The organism is Arthrobacter oryzae (assembly GCF_030812315.1).
GTDB lineage: Bacteria > Actinomycetota > Actinomycetes > Actinomycetales > Micrococcaceae > Arthrobacter > Arthrobacter oryzae_B.
Genome location: NZ_JAUSSM010000005.1, coordinates 24,480 through 46,844 on the forward strand (window position 1 = coordinate 24,480; position 22,365 = coordinate 46,844).

General features: G+C 66.8%; 17 protein-coding genes. 11 read left to right on the plus strand and 6 right to left on the minus strand.

Annotated elements, in window-relative coordinates:
* The first annotated feature begins 68 nt into the window (after positions 1 to 68).
* From J2S97_RS11360 to J2S97_RS11375, 4 genes are all read left to right on the plus strand, one after another.
* Positions 69 to 458: a DUF3499 domain-containing protein gene (locus J2S97_RS11360; protein WP_307049420.1), complete on the plus strand. Its 390-nt coding sequence runs from the start codon at positions 69 to 71 to the stop codon at positions 456 to 458.
* A 108-nt stretch (positions 459 to 566) separates the two neighbouring features.
* Positions 567 to 863: a Trm112 family protein gene (locus J2S97_RS11365; protein WP_307049421.1), complete on the plus strand. Its 297-nt coding sequence runs from the start codon at positions 567 to 569 to the stop codon at positions 861 to 863.
* Between the two features lie 113 nt (positions 864 to 976).
* Positions 977 to 2,464, plus strand: a complete 1,488-nt coding sequence (gene ahcY, locus J2S97_RS11370) for an adenosylhomocysteinase (RefSeq protein WP_307049423.1) — start codon at positions 977 to 979, stop codon at positions 2,462 to 2,464.
* 228 nt (positions 2,465 to 2,692) lie between these two features.
* Positions 2,693 to 3,922 (plus strand): L,D-transpeptidase, encoded by a 1,230-nt coding sequence (locus J2S97_RS11375; RefSeq protein ID WP_307049425.1) that lies wholly within the window; start codon positions 2,693 to 2,695, stop codon positions 3,920 to 3,922.
* A 10-nt stretch (positions 3,923 to 3,932) separates the two neighbouring features.
* Here J2S97_RS11375 and J2S97_RS11380 read toward each other — a convergent pair whose 3' ends face one another.
* Positions 3,933 to 4,742 carry an RDD family protein gene (locus J2S97_RS11380; RefSeq protein WP_307049427.1) on the minus strand — a complete coding sequence of 270 codons (810 nt, stop codon included), beginning with the start codon at positions 4,740 to 4,742 and terminating at the stop codon, positions 3,933 to 3,935.
* Between the two features lie 70 nt (positions 4,743 to 4,812).
* Here J2S97_RS11380 and J2S97_RS11385 point away from each other — a divergent pair, with 70 nt between their 5' ends.
* Entirely contained in the window at positions 4,813 to 5,805 is a 993-nt protein-coding gene (locus J2S97_RS11385; RefSeq protein WP_307049429.1) for a stage II sporulation protein M, read from the plus strand.
* A 151-nt stretch (positions 5,806 to 5,956) separates the two neighbouring features.
* Positions 5,957 to 7,222 (plus strand): TIGR01906 family membrane protein, encoded by a 1,266-nt coding sequence (locus tag J2S97_RS11390; protein ID WP_307049431.1) that lies wholly within the window; start codon positions 5,957 to 5,959, stop codon positions 7,220 to 7,222.
* A gap of 111 nt (positions 7,223 to 7,333) precedes the next feature.
* On the opposite strand, the gene J2S97_RS11395 is transcribed toward J2S97_RS11390, so the two are convergent.
* Positions 7,334 to 9,163 carry an AMP-dependent synthetase/ligase gene (locus J2S97_RS11395; protein ID WP_307049433.1) on the minus strand — a complete coding sequence of 610 codons (1,830 nt, stop codon included), beginning with the start codon at positions 9,161 to 9,163 and terminating at the stop codon, positions 7,334 to 7,336.
* A gap of 94 nt (positions 9,164 to 9,257) precedes the next feature.
* The gene (locus tag J2S97_RS11400) at positions 9,258 to 10,964 is read right to left on the minus strand and encodes a dolichyl-phosphate-mannose--protein mannosyltransferase (protein ID WP_373460547.1); all 1,707 of its coding nucleotides are present in this window, start codon (positions 10,962 to 10,964) and stop codon (positions 9,258 to 9,260) included.
* A gap of 174 nt (positions 10,965 to 11,138) precedes the next feature.
* On the opposite strand from J2S97_RS11400, the gene rsmI reads away from it, so the two are divergent.
* Both rsmI and J2S97_RS11410 read left to right on the plus strand, forming a co-directional pair.
* Positions 11,139 to 12,014: a 16S rRNA (cytidine(1402)-2'-O)-methyltransferase gene (gene rsmI / locus J2S97_RS11405; RefSeq protein WP_307049986.1), complete on the plus strand. Its 876-nt coding sequence runs from the start codon at positions 11,139 to 11,141 to the stop codon at positions 12,012 to 12,014.
* Between the two features lie 155 nt (positions 12,015 to 12,169).
* Positions 12,170 to 13,669 (plus strand): NAD-dependent succinate-semialdehyde dehydrogenase, encoded by a 1,500-nt coding sequence (locus J2S97_RS11410; protein WP_307049435.1) that lies wholly within the window; start codon positions 12,170 to 12,172, stop codon positions 13,667 to 13,669.
* 33 nt (positions 13,670 to 13,702) lie between these two features.
* Here J2S97_RS11410 and J2S97_RS11415 read toward each other — a convergent pair whose 3' ends face one another.
* From J2S97_RS11415 to J2S97_RS11425, 3 genes are read right to left on the minus strand one after another with little or no spacing between them, the layout of a single operon-like run.
* Positions 13,703 to 16,231 (minus strand): DUF3488 and transglutaminase-like domain-containing protein, encoded by a 2,529-nt coding sequence (locus tag J2S97_RS11415; RefSeq protein ID WP_307049438.1) that lies wholly within the window; start codon positions 16,229 to 16,231, stop codon positions 13,703 to 13,705.
* Positions 16,228 to 17,619: a DUF58 domain-containing protein gene (locus J2S97_RS11420; RefSeq protein WP_307049440.1), complete on the minus strand. Its 1,392-nt coding sequence runs from the start codon at positions 17,617 to 17,619 to the stop codon at positions 16,228 to 16,230. Before J2S97_RS11420 ends, J2S97_RS11415 begins: the two co-directional genes overlap by 4 nt.
* 14 nt (positions 17,620 to 17,633) lie before the next feature.
* Complete coding sequence (locus tag J2S97_RS11425) at positions 17,634 to 18,749, minus strand: AAA family ATPase (protein WP_307049442.1); 1,116 nt, start codon at positions 18,747 to 18,749, stop codon at positions 17,634 to 17,636.
* 177 nt (positions 18,750 to 18,926) lie between these two features.
* Here J2S97_RS11425 and J2S97_RS11430 point away from each other — a divergent pair, with 177 nt between their 5' ends.
* The 3 genes from J2S97_RS11430 (at position 18,927) to rsmA (ending at position 22,333) form a co-directional block, all read left to right on the plus strand.
* A complete protein-coding gene (locus J2S97_RS11430; RefSeq protein ID WP_307049444.1) occupies positions 18,927 to 19,814 on the plus strand; it encodes a TatD family hydrolase in 888 nt (295 codons plus the stop codon).
* Positions 19,815 to 20,085: 271 nt separating this feature from the next.
* Positions 20,086 to 21,264 (plus strand): resuscitation-promoting factor, encoded by a 1,179-nt coding sequence (locus J2S97_RS11435; RefSeq protein WP_307049446.1) that lies wholly within the window; start codon positions 20,086 to 20,088, stop codon positions 21,262 to 21,264.
* 181 nt (positions 21,265 to 21,445) lie between these two features.
* On the plus strand, positions 21,446 to 22,333 hold the full coding sequence (rsmA, locus tag J2S97_RS11440) for a 16S rRNA (adenine(1518)-N(6)/adenine(1519)-N(6))-dimethyltransferase RsmA (RefSeq protein WP_307049448.1): 888 nt from the start codon (positions 21,446 to 21,448) through the stop codon (positions 22,331 to 22,333).
* The last annotated feature ends 32 nt before the right edge of the window (positions 22,334 to 22,365 follow it).

Sequence of the window (22,365 nt, forward strand, 5' to 3'; positions counted from 1 at the left end):
CGACGCCACGGGACCCTGCGGACCGGAATGCACGGCAACGCCATTAACGGGGAGTAGTCTGTGATGTCGTGGGTGCTATTCGTCAATGTTCAAGATCGGCCTGCCGCAAGTCTGCGGTGGCAACTTTGACGTACGTTTATGCGGACTCCACAGCTGTCCTGGGTCCGCTGGCCACGTACGCGGAACCGCATTGTTACGATTTGTGCGAACAGCACGCCGGGTCGCTGACGGTGCCGAGGGGTTGGGAAGTGCTACGCCTGGCCATGCCGGCCTCGCCGCCGCAGCCGGGGCCCGATGACCTTTTGGCCCTCGCCAACGCCGTCCGGGAGGCGGCCCTGCGGCCGTCCGCCGCGGATGGGGCGCCGGGCCAGCGGTCGGCGCACGCCGCGCTGGAGGCCCCGCCCGTGACCGAAGGCACCCGACGGGGCCACCTGCGCATCCTCCGCGAACCGTCCTAAGCCGCGTCCCTCCTAAACGCGGTACAGCCGGGAAGCTTGTACGCTTGAAGCTGCAAATCCATCGGCCACCGGCGCGCCTGCTGCGGCGCCCATCAGGGAGCATCCACCATGCCAAAGATCAGTCCTGACTTGTTGTCTGTCCTGCGTTGCCCAGTCACTGGCTCCACGCTGGTACAGGAAGGCGATGAACTCGTCTCGACCGCCGCCGGCGAGTCCGGGGAAAAGCTGCGCTACGCGATCGAGGACGGCATCCCGCTGCTGCTGCCGCCGGAACTGCTTTCAGCCGCCAACGCCGCGTCGTCGGACCAGCACGACGGCGGGCAGAGCACTTCAGCGTCCGGTTCCAGCGCTACCGGTTCCGCATCCTCCAGTTCCGCCGCCGCGGGTCCCGCCAGCGCCGAATAACTGACCGGCCGGCCCATCGCGCGTCCGCCCGGCGTCGAACTTCCCATAGTTCGCCGAACGGCCGCGACTTTCCTCCGTTCCAGAATTTCCCCGGATACAACACTAGGACTCACATGACTTTCGATTACAAGGTTGCCGACATCTCCCTGGCCGAGGCCGGCCGTCACCAGATCCGCCTCGCGGAGCACGAGATGCCGGGACTCATGTCCCTGCGCGAAGAGTTCGGTGCCAGCCAGCCGCTCAAGGGAGCCCGGATTGCCGGATCCCTCCACATGACGGTCCAGACAGCCGTGCTGATCGAAACGCTCACCGCTTTGGGCGCCGAGGTCCGCTGGGCTTCGTGCAACATCTTCTCCACCCAGGACGAAGCCGCTGCCGCCGTTGTGGTGGGCAAAGGCACCGTTGAGAACCCGCAGGGCGTTCCCGTGTTCGCGTGGAAGGGCGAGACCCTCGAAGAATACTGGTGGACCGCCGAGCAGATCCTCACCTGGCCCGGTGCGGACAGCAACCCGGACCTTGGCCCGAACATGATCCTCGACGACGGCGGCGACGCCACCATGCTGGTGCACAAGGGCGTCGAATTCGAAGCCCTCGGGTCCGTACCTGCCGCAGCAGAGGACGAGTCCGAGGAAGGCCGCGTCTTCCTTGACGTGCTGAAAGCTTCCCTCGCCAAGGACCCGCAGAAGTGGACCAGCATCGGCTCCCGCCTTCTCGGCGTCACGGAAGAGACCACCACCGGCGTGCACCGCCTCTACCAGCTGGCTGAGCAGGGCAAACTGCTCTTCCCCGCCATCAACGTCAACGACTCGGTGACCAAGAGCAAATTCGACAACAAGTACGGCATCCGCCACTCGCTGCCGGACGGCATCAACCGCGCCACGGACGTCCTGATGGGCGGCAAGGTCGCCGTCGTCTGCGGATACGGCGATGTGGGCAAGGGCGCCGCTGAAGCCTTCCGCGGTCAGGGCTCCCGCGTGATTGTCACGGAGATCGATCCGATCTGCGCCCTGCAGGCGGCCATGGACGGCTACCAGGTGGCGAAGCTGGAGAGCATCCTCAGCGAGGGACACATCTTCATCACCACCACCGGCAACAAGGATGTCATCATGGCCGAGCACATGGCCGGGATGCGCGACAAGGCGATCGTGGGCAACATCGGCCACTTCGACAACGAAATCGACATGGCCGGACTGGCACGGATTCCGGGCATCAAGAAGGTGGAAATCAAGCCGCAGGTGCACGAATGGGTCTTTGCCGCAGACTCCGACACGGGAACGGGCAGTCGATCCATCATCGTCCTCTCCGAAGGCCGCCTCCTGAACCTGGGCAACGCCACCGGCCACCCGTCCTTCGTGATGAGCAACTCCTTCGCGAACCAGACGATTGCTCAGATTGAACTGTTCACCAAGCGGGACCAGCCCGAGGGCGAGCGGGAATACGAAAAGCAGGTCTATGTACTGCCGAAGATCCTCGACGAAAAGGTTGCCCGGCTGCACCTGGACGCATTGGGTGTGGAGCTGACGGAACTGTCCAAGGAGCAGGCCTCGTACCTGGACCTGGACGTTGCCGGACCGTACAAGCCGGACCACTACCGCTACTAAACCCGAGGCGGTCGGCAAACCGGCAGGAAAAACCACGGAGGAAGGGCCCCGGATCACAATCCGGGGCCCTTCCTGCAACATGCAACGGGTTCCGGCTTCCGTGCGATAAAATTGACCGGGCAGCGCTGGACGCTGCACGCAACTGAACACGCATCACAGCTGAAGATAACGACGCTGGAACACGGTATGGGGCTGATCAGAGGCCTGTCGGGGGACATGGAGAAGGTCATGACTGAAGTCCGCAAGCGTAAAACCATGAAGATCCTGGGCGTCGCCGCCATCTGCGCCGCGGTGGCTGCCGGCGGCATCGGCGTTGCCACGGCCCCCAGCTGGGCTGAGCCCGTTTTCCAGTCTGAGTCTTCCAGCCCGGTCCGGAACGAACCCGGGCTGGCTGCTCCGGTCGTCAAGGCCGTCGAGCTGGGCGTGACGCCCACGGACGGAGCCGCGGGGGTCAACCCGGCCGTCGCGCCGTCGGTTAAGGCCGTGAACGGAACGGTGAAGGACGTTGTGCTGGCAACGGCCGGTGGCGAGCCGGTCAAGGGCACCCTGAGCGCCGACGGTTCCACCTGGACCGCCCTGGACCCCCTGCAGTTCGACGCCGCCTACGAGTACGCCTTCACGATCGTGGACCAGGCAGGCCGCGAAACCAAGAAGACCCAGACGTTCACCACGGTGGCCACGGCAAACGAGGCCGACGCTGCCGTGTACCCGCAGAACGGTTCCACTGTGGGATCGGGCCAGCCGATTGAAATCGTCTTTTCCGAGCCGGTCCTGAACAAGGAAGCCATGGAGAAGGCCGTGACCGTCACTGCGTCCTCCGGCCAGGCAGTCGCCTGGCGCTGGTATTCCGACCAGCGCGTGCGCATCCGACCGGAGGCTTTCTGGGCCTCCGGCAGCCAGGTCACCGTTGACCTCAAGCTCTTCGGTGTGGATTTCGGGAACAAAATGATTGGCAACGTCGACACCAAAGTCAGCTTCAAGGTCGGCCCGCAGCGCGTCGCAATCGTGGATGACCTCACCAAGACCATGAACGTGTACTTTGACGGCCAGCTGGTGAAGACCGCCCCCGTGACCCTGGGCGACGCCGAGTGGCTCTCACCCACCGGGTACGCCGTAATCATGGAACAGGAACGCCATTCGAAATTCAACGCCGGCAGCATCGGCCTCAAGCCCGGTGACAAAGGCTACTACCCGCCGCTGACCGTCGAATACGCCAACAGGCTCACGTCATCGGGCGTTTACGTCCACCAGGCCCTCGAGTCGGCCTGGAGCTCCGTGGGCAGGGTCAATGTCTCCCACGGCTGCGTCGGGCTGCTGCCGGCTGACGCCGCCTGGTTCTTCAACAACATGAAGACCGGCGACGTCGTTCAGACCCTCAACACGGGTGCCCCGGCGGTTGAGCCGCTTGAGGGGTACGGCGACTGGAACATTCCCTGGGCACAGTACGCCAAGAGGTAGCTGCTGTGGCCTACGGGGTGTCCCGGCCGTAGGGGATTCGGTTCAGCCGTTCCCCCACGCCGGTGCTGCGTGCCCGTGCCCGGGTCAGCCGGCTAAGTTCCCGCTCGCGGCGCTCGACCAGGACTGCGGCCAGGTACTCTTCGGGTCCTGTGCCCGCAGGCGGCGGCGGGGCCACGCAGGCTGAAACCTCGTTGGCCAGCGAGGCCGCCATTGAGGCGCGCGACGACGGCGACATCCGTCCGGCCTGGCGGATGAACTGCGCGGACCGGCGGGCCACGGCGTCCGGTATCCGGCCGATGTCAGCCAGCGCGGCCCAGGACCTCAGGTGCGGAAGGACGAACGGGACGAACGGTGGTTCCGCGGGCACCCGGCGGCGGAGCGAGTAGGTTCCTGCCACCACATCGCCGAGCCGCTTGGACTTGTCGTTGAACAGCGCGACGGCGATTGCCAGTCCGCCGAACGTTACGTAGATCTCCAGGAAACCGATCAGGCCGCGGATCAGTGCGTGGCGGAACCGGATGGCGCCGCCGTCGTCCCGAACGATCCGGAGACCGGCGGCGAGCTTGCCCAGCGACAGGCCCCGGGTGAGGGTTTCCACTGCCACGGGGAGGATCACGAAGCAGAAAACCACACTGACCAGGACCAGTGTGCGCGCGGCCGCCCCGTCCAGGTCGCTGTAGGCGGACGCAATCACCGTCATCATGACGATGAGGAGGACCACGTTGGCAACGACGTCCAGAATCACCCCCAGCGCCCGCGCGGCGAACGACGCCGGGCGTAGCTCCAGTACAACTGCTTCACCTGTGATGATTGAGCTCAAGCCGGGTCCCCGTCCCTACACGCCACCTACGAACGCTCACAGTCTAATCCGGGCGCGCTAGGGTAGTGCCGTGGACATCGATGCGTTCTCCGCCGTTAACGGGGACAAATGGGCGCGGCTCTACGTGCTGGCGTACAAACGGCGGCTCAACGGGAGCGAAGCCGATGAACTGCTGCGCCTTTACCAGGCCACGTCATCGCATCTGTCCCTGCTGCGTTCCGTTGCGCCGGAGAGCGGGCTCTCCGCCCAGTTGTCGGCCACGCTGGCGCAGGCCCGCACCCGTTTCACCGGGGCACGGTCCAACTTCATGGACGACCTCGCCCGGTTCTTCGTCATCGCCCTGCCGGCGGCGTTCTACCGGCTCCGCTGGCTCACTGTCTGGTGCGGCCTGGCGTTCTGCCTGATCGCGGGCGCGTACGCGCTGTGGATCGCCACGTCACCGGATGCGCTCCGTGCCCTCGGTTCGGACGCCACCATCAAGCAGTACGTCGAAAGAGACTTCATCGACTACTACTCGGAGAATCCCGCGGCGTCCTTTGCGGGAGCTGTCTGGACCAACAACGCGTGGATCTCTGCCCAGGCAGTGGCCCTGGGCATCACGGGTTTCTGGGTTCCCATGATCCTGTTCGGCAATGCCCAGGGTGTGGGTGTCGCGGCAGGAGTTTTCGCCGCCGTCGGCAAGTCGGATGTTTTCTTCAGCTACATTCTTCCCCACGGCCTGATGGAGCTCACCGCGGTCTTCATTGCCTGCGCGGCCGGCCTGAAGATCTTCTGGGCGATGGTTTCGCCGGGGCCCCGGACCAGGGGCCAGGCCGTGGCGGCGGAAGGCCGCTCGCTGATCACTGTGGCACTGGGACTTGTCCTGGTGCTGTTCGTCTCCGGCCTCGTGGAAGGGTTCGTCACACCCAGCAGCCTTCCCGTGTGGGCCAAGATCAGCATCGGCGCCGCGGTACTGGCGGCGTACTGGACGTACGTCCTGGTCTGGGGCCGGCGCGCCTACCTTTCCGGTGCCAGCGGCGACCTGGACAGCGCGGATGCCGGGTACACGGCGTTGGCCTCCTGAATCCGGTCAGCCGAATCCCGTCATCTGAATCCGGTTAGGAACGGGGTGGCACCTCCCGCCACGGAGTGGCTGACGGTAGGCTCATCTGGAGATAAGTAGCGTTGCCTGGCGGTGTCAGGGCGGCGCGGACGCCTACGGAAGTGAAGCTGCAGTGACTGAGAAAACTCCCACCCCGCCGAATCGGCAGGATCCGCACGTGGACCCCGCCGACGACACTGACGAGCCTGCGTTCGACTGGATGAAGCCCGCCGGTGCGGGAGCAGGCACAGCGGCGACGGCAAAGGAACCGGCCCCGGCTGGAAAGTCCATCCCTGACGCAGGCAAGGACCAGCCGGCAGCGTCCGCCGGCACTCCTGCACGCCAAGGCGGCACCCCTGCACGACAGAGCGGCGCCTCCCCGGCTGTTGCATCCCAAGCCGCTGCATCCCAAACAGTTGCTTCCCCGGCCGCCGCATCCCGGGCCGGAATGCCGCGGGCTGCAGCGTCGCCCCAGGCCGAAAGCCGCGCGGACCGCAAGGCCGCGGAGGCCGCCGTCGAGCCTGGCGCTCCCGAGCCGCAGGGGAGGGGGACGCACTTCCGCGAACCACTTCCCACGTCCGCGCTCCAGATCCGCCCGCCGCAGGATGAGGTGGAGCGCCGGAACGCCGAGCGTGAACACGCCGCCAATACCAAACCCGTATTGCCCCGCGTGATGCAGGTACTGCTTGCTGCCTTCTACCCGCTGATCCTGCTGGTCCTGGCCGTGCGGGCCGTCACCAGCCCGCTGTTTCTGTGGGTGGAATACAACCGTCCCGGCTTCCCCGGCGACGGCTACGGCTTCAGCACCGATGACCGCATGACCTACGGGTCCTACGCGGTGGACTACCTCAGCAACTGGTCCGGCCCGCGGTATCTCGGCGAGCTGGTGAACCGCAGCGGCGATCCGCTGTTCCAGGAAGGCGAAGTCAGCCACATGGCCGACGTCAAACTGGTCATCCTCTCCACTTTCGCCGGGGGTGCGCTGCTGATCCTGCTGGCCATCATCGCCATCATCTACCTGCGGCGCCGCAGCACCGGGGGAGTCCGTCGAGGCCTGTTCGCCGGCTCCATCGTGACCCTTGTAATCATTCTGGGGCTCGGCACACTGGCAGCGCTGGGCTGGCAGCAGTTCTTCACGGAGTTCCACCGCATCTTCTTCGCCAGCGGGACCTGGACGTTCGCCTTGGAAGACACCCTCATCCGGCTCTTCCCGGGACAGTTCTGGGTTGACGCCGGGATCGTTATCGGAGCCCTCGTGCTGATCGCGTCCGTGGTGACGCTGGTCCTCACCTGGCCCACCAGGAAGCGCCGCGGCATCGCCAAGGACAGCACTCCCAAGGACGCTGTCGCCAAGGACGGGACCAAGGACGGGACCAAGGACGACGCAGCCGCGGTGTAAACAACGGCACCAGAACCAACTACAAATGAAGGCGACCGGCACGCGTGCCGGTCGCCTTCATTTGCCCTGTGCACGGGCTTGCCCGGTGCCCGGACCGCCCATGACGTTTTGCTAGCGGTACAGTCCGTTGATGTGCTCTTCGAAGTCGCTGACGACGGCGGCCCTTTTGAGTTTCAGCGACGGCGTCAGGTGGCCTGACTCGACCGTGAATTCAGCACTCAGCAGGGCGAAGCTGCGGATGGACTCCGCCTTCGACACCAGCTGGTTGGCCTGGTCGATGGCGCCCTGGACAGCCTCGCGGACCCGGTCATCGGACGTGGCTTCGGCAACACTGATGACCGGGATCTTCCGGGCCGCGCACCAGTTCTCCAAGCCTTCCGGGTCTAGGTTGACCAGTGCCGAAACGAACGGCCGCCCGTCGCCCACCACCACGGCCTGGGCCACGAGCTGGTGCTCCCGGATCTTTTCCTCCAGCGGTCCGGGTGCCACGTTCTTGCCGCCGGCGGTCACGAGGAGGTCCTTCTTGCGGCCCGTGATGGTGAGGAAGCCGTCTTCATCCAGGGAACCGAGGTCTCCCGTGCGGAAGAACCCGTCCACGAAGGCTTCCGCGTTGGCGGCCTCGTTGGCGTGGTAGCCCTTGAAGATGCCGATGCCCTTGACCAGGATCTCGCCGTCCTCGGCGACCCGGATGGTGGTTCCGGGCACCGGGATGCCTACGGTTCCCACTTTGGTCCGCGACGGGGTGTTGGCGGTGCACGGGGCCGTGGTCTCGGTGAGCCCGTAACCCTCGAGCACGGGGATGCCTGCGCCGCGGAAGAAGTGCGCGTCGTTGGAGCTCAGCGGGCTGGCGCCGGAGACGGTGTACCTGAGCTGGCCGCCGAAGGCCTGGCGGAGCCTGGGGTAGAGCAGCCGGTCAAAAACGGCGTGTTTGGTGCGGAGCATCAGGCCCGGCCCGGTGCCCGTTCCGCGTGCGGCAGCGTCGAGGGACCGGGAGTAGTCGATGGCCGCAACGGAAGCGGCGGCGAACAGCCGTTCCTTTCCCGCGAGGGCTGCCTTGTGGCCGGCACCCGCATAAACCTTCTCAAAGATCCTGGGCACCACCAGCAGGAAGGTGGGTTTGAACGTGCCCAGGTCCTCCAGCAGTTGGGCGGCACTGGAAGTATGCCCCAGGGTTACTCCCGCGCTGAGGCACACCACCTGGACGGCACGGGCCAGGACATGGGCGAGGGGGAGGAACATCAGCGTCCGGGCACCCTCCTGCCGCAAGAGCTCGGGTAGGAATTCAACGATGTTGGCGGCCACCAGGGCAAAGTTGCCGTGCGTTATCTCGCAGCCCTTCGGCTTGCCTGTGGTTCCGGAGGTGTACACCAGCGAGGCGACGTCGGCCAGGCCCGCGGTGCTGCGGTGCCGCTCCAGCTCCGCGTCGGTGACGCCGGCGCCGGCTGCGGCGAGGCTCGCCAGGTTGGGTGCGCCGCCGTCGTCGTCCATCCGCACAACAGTCAGCACAGCGTTGCCGAGCAGTTCGGAGTGGACCAGTACCCCGCCAACCAGCTCTTCCTTGGCCCGGTCCTCGACGAACACCCTGCGGGCGCCCGAGTCATGCAGGATCCATTCGACCTGGCTTGCCGAGGAGGTCTCGTAAACCGGAACGGTCACGCCGCCGGCAAACCAGATGGCGAAGTCCACGAGGGTCCATTCGTACCGGGTTCCGGACATCACAGCGACGGTGTCGCCCGGCGTGAGGCCCCCGGCGATCAGCCCTTTGGCAAGAGCCCTGACCTTGTCCAGGAACTGCCGGGCGGGGACATCAACCCACCCGTTGGGGCCCTTGCGGGAGTACACGGCGTGGGAAGGGTCCTTGGCGTGCTGCCCCAGCAGCAGGTCAGTGACGTTGCTGTCCTGATCCAGCTCCACGAGCAGTTCAGTGCTTGCTTCTCTCACAGCCAGTCTCCGTTCCGGATCCGTGATTCGACTTCCCGGTACCCCGTTTCCTCGTTCGCGGTTCCATCGCACGCGGCACCCCTGCAATACTGCCCTAGATCCAGGACGGCATCCACATCCGGAACCGCCAGTCCTGGTAGGGAATGAGTTCCGCGGTCCAGATGGGGTAGAAAAACGCCGACAGCAGCACGGCACCGGCAACAAACAGTGCCACCAGGTAGAGCCCGGATCGACGGCGCCACAGCGGGTCCTGACGCCGTCCGAGCGCCAGGCCCAGGCAGAATGTCAGGCCAAGTACCAGGAATGGTTCAAAGGACACGGCGTAGAAAGTGAACATGGTGCGTTCCGGATACAGGAACCACGGGAGGTAGCCCGCACCGACCCCGGCCAGGATGGCACCGGCCCGCCAGTCGCGGCGGCCCGCCCACCAGAAGAGCAGGATCACCAGCGAAACCGTGGCGCTCCACCAGATCAGGGGGTTGCCCACCGAGAGGATGGCGGACGTGCAACTGGCCACGTCGCACCCCGGGCTTCCCTGTTTGGGGGACTCGTAGAAAAAAGATGTGGGGCGCCCCATCACCAGCCAGCTCCAGGCGCTGGCCTCGTAGGGGTGGTCGGAGCTAAGCCCCTGATGGAACTTGTACGCCTCCAGGTGGTAGTGGGCCAGGGACCGCAGCGGACCCGGGATCCAGTCCCACTGGGCAGAGGGGTTGGTGTCGGCCCAGTGGCGGAAGTACGCATCCTTCGACTGGAACCAGCCGGCCCACGTGGAGACGTACACCAGGGCGGCAACAGGGACGATGCTCAGGAAAGCGGGAATGCCGTCCTTGATGATGCCGCCGCTGATCCAGCCCCGGATCCCTGCGATCCGGCGCGCGCTCAGGTCCCAGAAGACGGTCAGCAGCCCGAAGCCGGCCATGAAGAACAGGGCGGACCACTTAGTACCCACCGCAAGGCCCAGGCAGACCCCCGCCGCAATGCGCCACCAGCGGACGCCCAGCCACGGTCCGGAAACCAGTTGAAGCACCGACAGCCTGCCGTCCGTGGCGGCCGCGGACTGGCGGCCAAGCCTCGCTGCCAGCCGCCGTCGGCCGTCGTCGCGGTCCATCAGGAGCGCCCCGAAAGCGGCGAGGATCCAGAACATCAGGAAGATATCCAGCAGGGACGTCCTGGACATCACCAGATGGTGGCCGTCCACTGCCAGCAGGAGGCCGGCCGCGGCCCCCAGGGTCAGCGAGTGGAAGAGTTTTTGTGCGATCAGGGCGATCAGGAGGATGGACAGCGTTCCGGTCAGTGCTGCGCCGAACCGCCAGCCCAGGGGATTGTCAGGGCCGAACAGCCACATACCTGCCGCGATCATCCATTTGCCCACCGGCGGGTGCACCACGTACTCGGGGGACGCAAGGATGACTTCAGGATTCCCTGCCACGAAGGATTCGTTGGCCTTGTCCGGCCAGCCGCGCTCGTAGCCGCTGACCAGGAACGAATAGCCGTCCTTGACGTAGTACGTCTCGTCAAACACCAGGCTCCGGGGATCCTCCAGGCGGACAAAGCGAAGGATGCCGCCGATCGCCGCCGTGATGGCTGGAACCAGCCAGAACCACAGCCGCAGCGACGGCGGATAGTCCCGCCAGGTACGGATGCTTCCGAGTAGCCGTTCCTGCAGGGCGCTTTCCGTGAAAGCCTCCCGCGGCCGGCGGATCCACCGGTGCCCCTCGAGGTTTCGTCCCGATGTCCCGGACTCCGGCTGCACCGGGCTGGCTGAGTCGGCCTCGACAGGAGGTACGGAGGTCTGCGTCACGTGCCCATGCTACCTTTTGGGGCTGGAAGAGCCTGCCAGCAGTAGGCTGGTCGTGTGGACCAACAACTAAGCACTTCCCGCGCCAGCGGCTCCGATGACGCCAACACTTCCGAAGAAGCAGGTCCGACACCGTCTGCGACACTGTCCGGCGCGGCAGGTCCCGTGGAGGAAGCCGTGGAGGCGGCCGGGGAACCGGCGGCGCGCTCCACTGAAGGGCAGCCCGGCAGGATCGTGCTCGCGGCGACACCCATCGGCAACGTCGGCGATGCGTCCCCGCGGCTGGTTGAACTGCTCACCACTGCGGACATTGTCGCCGCCGAGGATACCAGGCGCCTGCACCGCCTGGTGCAGAACCTGGGTGTCACTGTGGGCGGGCGGGTGATCAGCTACCACGAGCACAACGAAGCGGTGAAGACCGCCGAACTCCTGGACCACGTGCGGGCCGGCAAGACCATCGTGATGGTGACCGACGCCGGAATGCCTGCTGTTTCGGACCCGGGTTTCCGGCTCGTCGAAGGCGCGGTGGCGGCCGGCCTGACGGTCACTGCGGTGCCTGGCCCGTCCGCGGTCCTGACGGCCCTCGCGCTGTCCGGCCTCCCCACGGACCGGTTCTGTTTTGAAGGGTTCCTTCCCCGCAAGGCGGGCGAACGCGCCTCCCGGCTGTCGGACCTCGACGCCGAACGCCGGACGATGGTTTTCTTTGAGGCCCCGCACCGGCTTGAGCCGATGCTTCGCGCGCTGCGCGAGCGTTTCGGTCCGGACCGCGCGGCTGCAGTGTGCCGCGAGCTGACCAAGACGTATGAAGAGGTCATCCGCGGCTCGCTGCGTGAACTTCTGCTGTGGGCAGAGAGCAACGAGGTGCGCGGGGAGATAGCAGTCGTAGTGGGCGGCGCTCCGGAGCGTGAGCCCGGAAAGCCGGAGGACCATGTTGCCGCCGTCAACGGCCTGATTGCGCAGGGAATCAGGCTGAAGGAGGCCGTGGCTGCCGTAGCCGAGGACGCGAAGGTCAGCAAGAGGGAGCTCTATTCCGCGGTCCTCGCAGCCCGCTAGAAACCGGGCGTGGGCCTTGTGCAGCTGCACAGCAAAGCCTGAAGTGCATAGTGCGCGCATGCATAGACGCTCCGGAGTGCGCGGCAGTACCGTGGCATTAAAGCAGCCCAGAGCTGAACCCATCCCCAACCCCAATTGCTGACGAGGGAGTCATCGTGACTGTAACTGCACAGCCCACCGTTACTGCGGAGCGCGAGAGCGAGCTGCTGGCCTCAGTTCCCACCGGACTGCTGATCAACGGCGAATGGCGCCCGGCTGCGTCCGGCAAGACGTTCGACGTCGAGGACCCCGCCACCGGCAAGGTCCTGCTGAGCATCGCTGACGCCGGTCCGGAGGATGGCAGGGCCGCCCTGGATGCGGCCGCTGCCGCGCAGGAGTCCTGGGCGAAGGTCCCGGCCCGTGAACGCGGGGAAATCCTGCGCCGTGCCTTCGAAATGGTCACGGAGCGTGCCGAGGACTTCGCTTTGCTGATGACCCTGGAGATGGGCAAGCCGCTGGCCGAGGCCCGCGGCGAGGTCACCTACGGCGCCGAGTTCCTGCGCTGGTTCTCCGAGGAAGCCGTCCGCGCGTTCGGCCGCTACTCGGTCTCCCCGGACGGCAAGTCCCGTCTCCTGGTTACCAAGAAGCCGGTGGGCCCCTGCCTGCTGATCACGCCGTGGAACTTCCCGCTGGCCATGGCAACCCGGAAGATCGCCCCCGCGGTGGCTGCCGGTTGCACCATGGTGCTCAAGTCCGCCAACCTGACGCCGCTGACCTCGCAGCTGTTCGCCGCTGTGATGCAGGAGGCCGGCCTGCCCGCCGGCGTGCTGAACGTCATCCCGACTTCGACGGCCGGTGCCACCACGGGCCCGCTGATCAAGGACTCCCGGCTGCGCAAGCTGTCCTTCACCGGTTCCACTGAGGTGGGCCGCCGGCTGCTCTCGGACGCGTCCGAAACCGTGCTGCGGACCTCCATGGAACTTGGCGGCAACGCCCCGTTCGTGGTGTTCGAGGACGCCGACGTTGACGCGGCCGTCGCCGGGGCGATGCTGGCCAAGCTGCGGAACATGGGCGAGGCCTGCACCGCGGCGAACCGGTTCATCGTGCACGAGTCCGTCGCGGACGAGTTCGCGGAGAAGTTCGCCGCGAAGATGGCGGACATGACCACCGCCCGCGGCACGGAAGCGCACTCCAAGGTGGGTCCGCTGATCGATGCGAAGAGCCGCGACAAGGTTCACGAGCTCGTCACAGACGCCGTTGCTTCAGGGGCCGTGGCCGTAGCCGGAGGCGGACCCGTGGACGGGCCGGGCTACTTCTACCAGCCCACCATCCTCAAGGGCGTCACCGAGGGCACTCGGATTCTGTCCGAGGAAATCTTCGGACCCGTCGCGCCGATCATCACCTTCGACACCGAGGACGAAGCGGTCCGCCTGGCCAACAACACCGAGTACGGCCTGGTCGCCTACGTTTTCACCCGCGACCTGAACCGCGGCATCCGGATGGGCGAGCGCCTCGAGACCGGCATGCTCGGCCTGAACGCCGGCGTAGTGTCCAACGCGGCCGCCCCGTTCGGTGGCGTGAAGCAGTCCGGGCTGGGCCGCGAAGGCGGCCTGGAGGGCATCGAGGAATACCTCTACACGCAGTACATCGGCATCGCCGACCCCTACGCCGGCTAGCAGCTCAGCAGGGCAAGTTAGGCCTGCAGCAGGTTAGCCCTTCCGCAGGCGCCGCAGGCCGTCGCGCACCGTCCGCCAGGACCGCGCGGCGGCCTGCCCCAGTTTGGCGGCGGCACGCGAGACTGCCCGGAAGGGCGCGGAGGCTATGAGTCCCCAGCGATTCATCACCGACGGCGGCAGCCACTCCGCCCGGAGCCGTTGGACCAGCCGCGAATGCCGCCGCAGGGATGCCTGGACCCGGACAATCCTGTCGGCGGACGAAGCCACGGAGGCTCCGGCAGCAGCAGGTTGCCCGCCCATCGCGGCGCTTTCAGGACTACCGGCCGGCCGGCCGTACTGCTGGCGTTCAAAGTCAGCGGTGAGCGACGCAACCGCCCGCGTACCGGCGTCGTCCGCTCCGTCCGGACCGCCCAGTGCCCCCGAATCGCGAAGCCTGCCGGAGAAGTGCCGGGGAGTTTCGCTGACGCCGGGAGCCAGGCCGTAGTCGGTGGCCAGGTCCCGCAACTCGGCCCAGGCCGCGGCGGCCGGGTTGCCGCCGGCGGACGGTGAGCCCCTGAGTCGCCGGGACCGCAGCCCGGCCCGCACCATCCGGGGCGAGGCGGCGAGCAGGGCAAGGAGCAGGATGCCGGCGGCCCCGTACAGCGGCAGCCTTTGCGCGTTCTGGGCTCCACTGGAGGAGTCCAGCCCGGGCAGCGGCACGGGCGTGGCGCCCGGCGTGGCTCCCGGCGTGGCGGCGTTGGACGGGATGAGGTCGTCGTTGTTTTCGTTGGTGCTGGCACCGCCGGGGGTGGCGGCCTGCGACGCGTAGTCCGGCACCACTCCACGCGAAGGCGTTGGCTCAAACGCAACCCAGCCGAGGCCCTGGAAGTACAGTTCCGGCCAGGCGTGCGCGTCCCTCGAATCAACTTCATATTCCGGCAGGGCCCCTTGCCCGGGAACCGAAACCGTGGCACCCGTGGACCGGCCGGGGGCATAGCCCACGGCGATGCGGCTCGGAATTCCTTCCAGCCGGGCCATGACGGCCATGGCCGAGGCGAAATGGATGCAGTAGCCGCTCTTCTGGGTCAGGAAGTCCGCGAGGACGGAGAGTCCGTTGCCGTCGTAACCGCCTTGGACGGGGGACTGCAGTGAATAGGTGAACTCGACGGAGCGCAAGTAATTCTGGATGGCCATGGCCTTGGCGTACGCCGTCCGGCTCCCCTCCGTCACCGTGTCCGTAGTGCTGCGAACGATGTCCGGCACATTGTTGGGCGGACGGATGAACTCCTCCGAAATCCCGCGGACGGGCGCCGAGGACTCGGCCAGCAGCTCCGACGTGAGCCTGGGGGCAGTCGACTGCACCACGTACTGCTGATTGCGCGAGTTGGTGTCCACGCCCTTGATGCTCAGTGTGGCCGGGTCCCAGCTCCACCGTCCGTCAAGGCCGTTGACCGCGTCCGGAGCGTACGGCACCGGCAGGTACGGGCTGGTGAAACGGCCGGTGTTGATCGCCGTGACCTGGCGGACCTGCTCGTCCGCGAGGATCTCGTAGCCGACGTCCATTCGGCCAACCCCCACCCGGCGGGAAGCCTCACGGTCGTCCGGCGACCAGGATTCGCCGTCGAACCGGTCCACGGTGACCGAGCGCAGGTATTGCGGGCGGCTGGCACTGGAGGCGTAGGTGATGCGCCCGTCGCCGGAAGGACTCCGCAGGCTGTTGCCCAGGCTGATCATGGGGTTGAGCCCGGTAGCGGAACCCCACGGATTCAGCCGGGACCCCTGCGGGAACGTGCCCTGGTCAAAGCCGGGAACGGCGAGGGGGAGGAGGAGCGTGATCACCAGGGCCATGCCGCCGGTGAGGGCTGCCCGGCGGAACTGTCCCGGATTGCGGGCGGTGTCGGCCGTAGTCCGGTTGTCCGGGGCGAACCACTGGCTGCAGGCCAGCATCATCAGGTATCCGGCTGCGGCAGCGGCAAACCCCCACAGCCCGACGCTCTGCGGCTTGACCATGGCCGGCACCACCAGGATCGCCAGGAGACCCAGCCCGCTGGTTGCCGGCAGGGCCAGAGGCACCGCGAGGGCGTCGACCAGGATGACCACCAGCCCCAGGACCGCGCACGTGACCAGCACGATGCCCGCGTTGGGCGCGACCGGGGAGCTTTCGGCCAGGACCGTTTCGCTTGCCCGCCGCAGGTACCGGCCCAGCTGCGCCATGGTGTCCTCGGATGGTATGAATCCGGCAATGCTGTCCCTGCGGAAAAACGTGAAGGTCAGGATGAAGACGAGGGACGCAAAGCCCCCCAGCGCCACCACGAACGGCTGAGCGCGCAGCGACCGCAGGACAGCCATGGCCAGGGCCACAACGAAGACGGTGGTCAGCACCGGCAGGTACCAGGCCCAGCCCCGGAGCACTCCGTTGAGGGTGAGGGCGGCGCCGGCAACTGACATGGCGACGGCGGCCGCCATCACCCACGGTTGCGCGCCGACCCGGCGTGACCGGGCAGCCGGGGCCGGTGACGGTGCCAGGACTTCAGGGGTGCGGCCGGCGTCCGCCCCGGAGTGCCGCTGGGGAGTCAGGGTCATCGGCTGACCCCCGTTCCGCGGCGCACATCCGCGGCGGCCGTGGCGGCTGCCGCATCGCGCTGGTCGAAGTAGGACCACGCCGCCGGCACCGACGTGCCCGGCGCGACGGCCACGGCCCGCCAGCCGCCGGACCTCAGCAACTCAAGGGCGGCCTGGCAATCGCCCGGATGGTCGGTCACGACAATCGCGAACGCGTTGGCCCCGAACCCCGCGGCCGCGGACAGGGAGCGCGCCTCCGCGGGCTGCAGATGTCCGAGGACGGCCAGGATGGGGCCCCGTTGCCGGTGGGCGGAGAGCTTGTCCATGAGCCGGTCGTCGAAGGGGTGCGGACCCGACTCAGTTGCCGCAGCATGGTGGGCGCCGGACAGCTGGATGGCGGCCAGGCTCTCCGCAATGGACTGCAGGCCGCCGGACCCGGTGTACTCCTCCGCCCCAGGTTCGGGTGCCGAAGGCGAGTGCAGGAACGCCGGTTCCCCCGAGGGATCGAGGAACCGCAGGGCATAATTCCGTTCCGCCAGGTGAGTGCTGACGGACATGGCCGCCGTTACGGCCCATTCGAACGTATCGCTGGTCACCAGGTCGTGGCCGTCCTCACCGGAGGTGGCGGAAAAGGCAGCCCCCGGTCCGCGCGCGAACGCGGCCCACCGCTGGTCCAGGATGATGGTGGCCTCCGGCGTGGTGACAGACTCCTCCTGCCGCACCATCAGGGAGCCGTGCCTCGCCGTCGCGGCCCAGTGCACCCGGCGCATCGGATCCCCGTGGCGGTATTCGCGGGTCATGACGTCGTCGTCGCTCGGATTTGCGCGGATCCGCGTGGCTGTGACGCCATCGTTGCCGCGCGCGCCGGCCAGTCCTGTCGCAGGGAGCTCGACGGCGGCGGGCGTCACGGTCAGCGTGTCGCCGTCGTCGATCGCGTGGCGGTGCAGGGAGAGCCCGAAGGGGTCCGTGAACTCGGCCGTCACCGGGCCGATAACGAACTGTCCCCGTTTGCCGGAACGCAGGTGGTATTCATAGCGGCTGGTCCCGCCGACGGCAGAGCGGGCCGGAAAGCGGAAAGCCGGCGAGTCGCCGAACCGCGGCGGAAGGTGTTCCTCCATGACCACCTGTCCGGTGGCTATCCCGGTCCGTGCCACGGCGAGCCGCACCGTGGTGGTGGATGACGTTTCCACGCTGGCGGGGCTGAACTCCCGGTACACCTTGAACCTGGGTTTGAGGACGCGGATCCCGGCGAGTGAAACCAGGGGCAGGACGATCAGGAGGATGCCGAGCGTGAGCAGGTCCCGGCGGCCCATCACCTGGGCTGCCAGGAGCGAAACCACGCCGGCGGCCAGCAGCCCCCAGCCCCGCGTGCTGAAGAGGTGTCCCGGAAGCCTGTCCGTCAGGGCCATCGTGGTGCCTTCGGCTATCGCGTGTGCCGCAGGTCCGGACCGCTGCGCTGGCCGCCGCCCCGGGACGGCGTGGACATCTCCTGCGGCACCGGCAGCTTGGCCAGGATGCTGCGGACGACGCTGTGCGGGGTTTCCCCCGTGCTGGCGGCCTTGCGGTCCAGGATGATCCTGTGGGCCAGCACGGATTCGGCAACGCTGACGACGTCGTCGGGGAGGACGAAGTCCCGGCCCTCCAGTGCGGCGGTGGCCTTCGCCGCCCGCAGCAGCTGGAGCATGGAGCGCGGACTGGCGCCGAGGCGAAGCATGGCACTTTCGCGCGTGGCGCGGCCGATTGATACCGTGTACTCCTTGACCGCCTGCGAAACGTAGACCCGCTGGACGGTGGCGATCATGGCCGCCACATCGGCCGAGGTAACGACGGCGGTCACCCGGGTCAGCGGCGACGTCGCCTGGTGCGTCTCCAGCATTTCGATCTCTGAGTCCTTGTCCGGATAGCCCATGGAGATCCGGGCCATGAACCGGTCCCGCTGGGCCTCAGGCAGCGGGTACGTCCCTTCCATCTCGATGGGGTTCTGGGTGGCCACCACCATAAAGGGCTCATCCAGCTTGTAGGAGTCGCCGTCCACGGTGACCTGGTGTTCCTCCATGCATTCCAACAGCGCCGACTGGGTCTTGGCTGAGGCACGGTTGATCTCGTCACCGATGACGATGTTGGCGAAAACGGCGCCTGGCCTGAATTCGAACAGCCGCGACGCCTGGTTGTAGATGGAGACGCCGGTGACATCGGAGGGCAGGAGGTCCGGAGTGAACTGGATCCTGCTGACCGAACAGTCGATGGTGCGGGCGAGCGTTTTTGCCAGCAGGGTTTTTCCCACGCCCGGAACGTCCTCGAGCAGCAGGTGCCCCTGGGCCAGGAGGACCGTGAGGGCAAGCTTCGCGGCCTCCGCCTTGCCATCGATCACGGTGTTGATGGCGGACAGGATGCGCTCGCTGGCGTTGTGAAAGGCCTCAGCCTCCATGGCCGGGGGCTTAAGTCCGTTGAGTTGGTTTCCGACAATTCCCGCGCCGCCAGGGAAGCTTTGCCCTTCCGGGGGTGCTTCGCTTACTGTGGTGCGTCTGTGGGAGTCCATCGGCAGCCTTTCAGCCCTGGGGGAAGCCTGGAACGGGTTGGCAAGGAACTGCCGGCGCCCGCCGTCGGGCGTTCGCCCGTATGCCTACCAGACTACTAACACAACTGCCGGACCTGACAGAGAGTTCCGGTATTTCCCGGCAGGAGCCGGAGGTGCCCGGGAGGCTAGGGTAGAAGGATGAGCACCCCGTTGACGCCAGCCCCGTTTCGTGCGCCCGGAAGCGACGGCTCCGGCCGGCACGGCTATCCGCCGGCACCGGAGCCGCTGCCCGTCCCGGTCATGGACAACCACACGCACCTGGACTTTCCGAACGCCGATGTGACGGTGGACGTCTCTGCGGCCCTGGACATCGCCGGCTCGGTGGGCGTCCAGGGTGCGGTGCAGGTTGGCTGCGACCTCGAGTCCTCCAGGTTCACGGTCCAGGCCGTCGACCAGGATCCGCGGCTGCTCGGCGCCGTGGCGATCCACCCGAACGACGCTCCGGACTATGCTAAGCGCGGCGAACTGGAGGATGCGCTTGCCGAGATCGAAGACCTTGCCTCGCATCCCAGGATCCGAGCGATCGGCGAGACGGGCCTAGATTTCTTCCGCACGGAGGGGGAGGGGCTGAAGCACCAGCGGTACTCATTCCGCCGCCATATCGACATCGCCAAGCGGCTCGGCCTGACGCTGCAGATCCACGACCGCGACGCCCATGACGACGTCGTCCAGGTCCTGCGCGAAGAAGGCGCCCCGGAACGCGTGGTGTTCCACTGCTTCTCCGGCGACGAAGAGCTGGCCCGGACCTGCAACAACGAGGGCTGGTACATGTCGTTCGCCGGCACCGTGACGTTCAAGAACGCGGCCAACCTGCGCGCTGCGCTCGCGATTGCAGAACCCGCCCGGGTCCTGGTGGAGACTGATGCCCCTTTCCTGACCCCGCATCCGTTCCGCGGCCGCCCCAATGCCAGTTACCTGATCCCGCACACGGTCCGGACCATGGCGGAATTGACAAGCACCGAGCTGTCCGGACTTTGCGCCCAAATCGCCGAAAATTCCGTGCGGGCATACGGATCCTGGGACTGAGCGCGCCCCCATTCAGGGAGCAGTCAGGAATACCAGGTATGCACGGAATCTTGGTTGCTTTATAACGCTTCGGTTACAGTGGATAACTATTAGCCGGGGTCGGGGAAGGCCTTCGGATAATTTCACTCAGTTCCGGGCACGCCCTAGCGGCGGGTCCATGCAGTCCTGAGTATGGCGGCGCACACGTCTGCTGCGAACATCCGGACCTTGTCCGGAGTTGCCCTGAGGGTGTTTGCGTCGGTGGGTGATGTGCGTTATTCCCCGTGCCCGGATGGTCCTAGAGTTACGGGCAATCGTGGTCAAGTTCTTCACTTCCGACGGTAAATTCAGTTTCGTCAAGGTCGGCGCCCAGCTCGTTGTGCTCTCTGCACTCGTGCTGGGCCTCGTGGCCTTCGTAGGTAACAACAAGACAGTCACCCTGAACGTGGACGGAAAAGTCAGTTCCGTCCAGACCTTCGGCGGGACCGTAGGCGAAGTGGTCAAGAGCGCCAAGGTGGAGTTGCAGGGCGCAGACCGGGTTTCCCCCTCGGCGGACGCCCGCGTGGAGGACGGCTCGGTCATCAACGTCAATCTCGCCAAGGCCGTGAAGATCAGCCTCGACGGTGCAGAGAAGACAATCAACACCACCTCGGCCAATGTCGAAGGACTCGTCACCGAACTGGGTGTGGCCAGCGCCTCGGAAGTCTCCGTGCCTAAGGACGCCCAGCTGGCCGTCTCCGGATCCTTCGTCTCCATCTCCACGCCCAAGACCGTCAGCATCCTGGCGGACGGCAAGGCGTCCAAGACCACCACCACTGCAGCCACTGTGGCCGACGTCCTCAAGGACGCGGGAGTCACCGTCGGTGCCGGTGACAGGCTCTCCCAGCCCCGCAACGCCCACGTAGTCAATGACATGGCGATCAAGGTGTCCCGGGTTGATTCCTCGAAGACTGCCGCCACCACCGAGGAGGTTCCCTTCGAGACGCTCAGTTCCGAAAGTGCGGAGCTCTTCGTGGGCGAAAAGAAGGTCACCCAGGCCGGCGTTCCCGGCAAGGTGGACAAGAACTTCAAGCTGGTGCTCGTGGACGGCCGCGAAGCCTCCCGGACCCTGGTCTCCGAGACCGTTTCCGTCCAGCCAGTGACGGAAAAGGTCGCGGTCGGGACCAAGGAAAAGCCGGAGGCCGAAGCCGCCGGTGCGAACACCGGTGCAGCAGCCCCCGCCATGATGAACGAAGCCATGTGGGACAAGATCGCGCAGTGCGAATCCACCGGCAACTGGTCCATCAACTCCGGCAACGGTTACTACGGCGGCCTGCAGTTCGACATCCAGACCTGGATCGGAGCCGGCGGCGGCGCGTACGCACCCAACGCCAGCCTCGCCACCAAGGCCCAGCAGATCGACATCGCCAACCGCGTCTACGCACAGCGAGGCCTCCAGCCCTGGGGCTGCGGCTGGGCAGCGACCAGCTAACTGACCTGCCGGCCGCCCGCCGGCAAACCACACTAACCCTGCACGACGGAACATTCCGCCGCGGCAGCTGACCACCGCCGCGGGGAATCGAAGGTCGGGTCCGGAAAACCGGGCCCGGCCCTCGCCGTCCCCGGACGCGCACCGGCGCGGCCGCTGCAGGCCAACGGGATAGGATACCTAGGTGACTGAACCGACCCCCGCTGCCTCCGGCACCGCGCCCGCACCCCTGCTGGGCGCCTCCGATGTCCGCCGGCTCGCCGAGGAGATCGGAGTCCGCCCCACGAAGACCCTGGGCCAGAACTTCGTCATCGATGGCAACACCATCCGCCGGATCGTGGCCGCTGCTGACATCCACGCCGATGAGACGGTCCTCGAGGTCGGTCCCGGGCTCGGATCGCTCACCCTCGGACTGCTGGACGCAGCCAAGGCTGTTGTCGCCGTCGAGATTGACCCGGTGCTGGCGGCGAAGCTGCCGGGCACTGTGCAGCAGTGGCGGCCGGATGCCGCCAAGGACTTCCACCTGGTGCTGGCGGACGCCATGAAGGTGACCGAACTGCCCGTTGAACCGACAGCGCTCGTGGCGAACCTTCCGTACAACGTGGCGGTGCCCGTCGTCCTGCACCTCCTGCAGCACTTCCCGAGCCTCCGGCACGGCCTGGTGATGGTCCAGGACGAGGTCGCCGACCGCCTTGCCGCCGGTCCCGGATCCAAGACATACGGCGTGCCGTCGGTGAAGGCCGCCTGGTACAGCAGCATGCGCAAGGCCGGGGTGATCGGCATGAACGTCTTCTGGCCGGCGCCAAAGATCCACTCGGGGCTTGTGGCGTTCACCCGCCGTGAGCCGCCTGTGACGTCAGCAACCCGTGAACAGGTCTTCGCCGTGATCGACGCCGCTTTCGCCCAGCGACGGAAAACCCTGCGGGCGGCCCTCGCCGGGTGGGCCGGAAGCGCAGCTGTTGCCGAACGCTGCCTGCTGGCTGCGGGCGTGGATCCCACCGCCCGGGGCGAAGTGATCGATATCGCAGCGTTCGCAAGGATTGCCGAAGCCCGCCAGGCCCAGCAGGGTTGAGGCCGGACGGCGCTCCCGCATTGTGCGTCCTT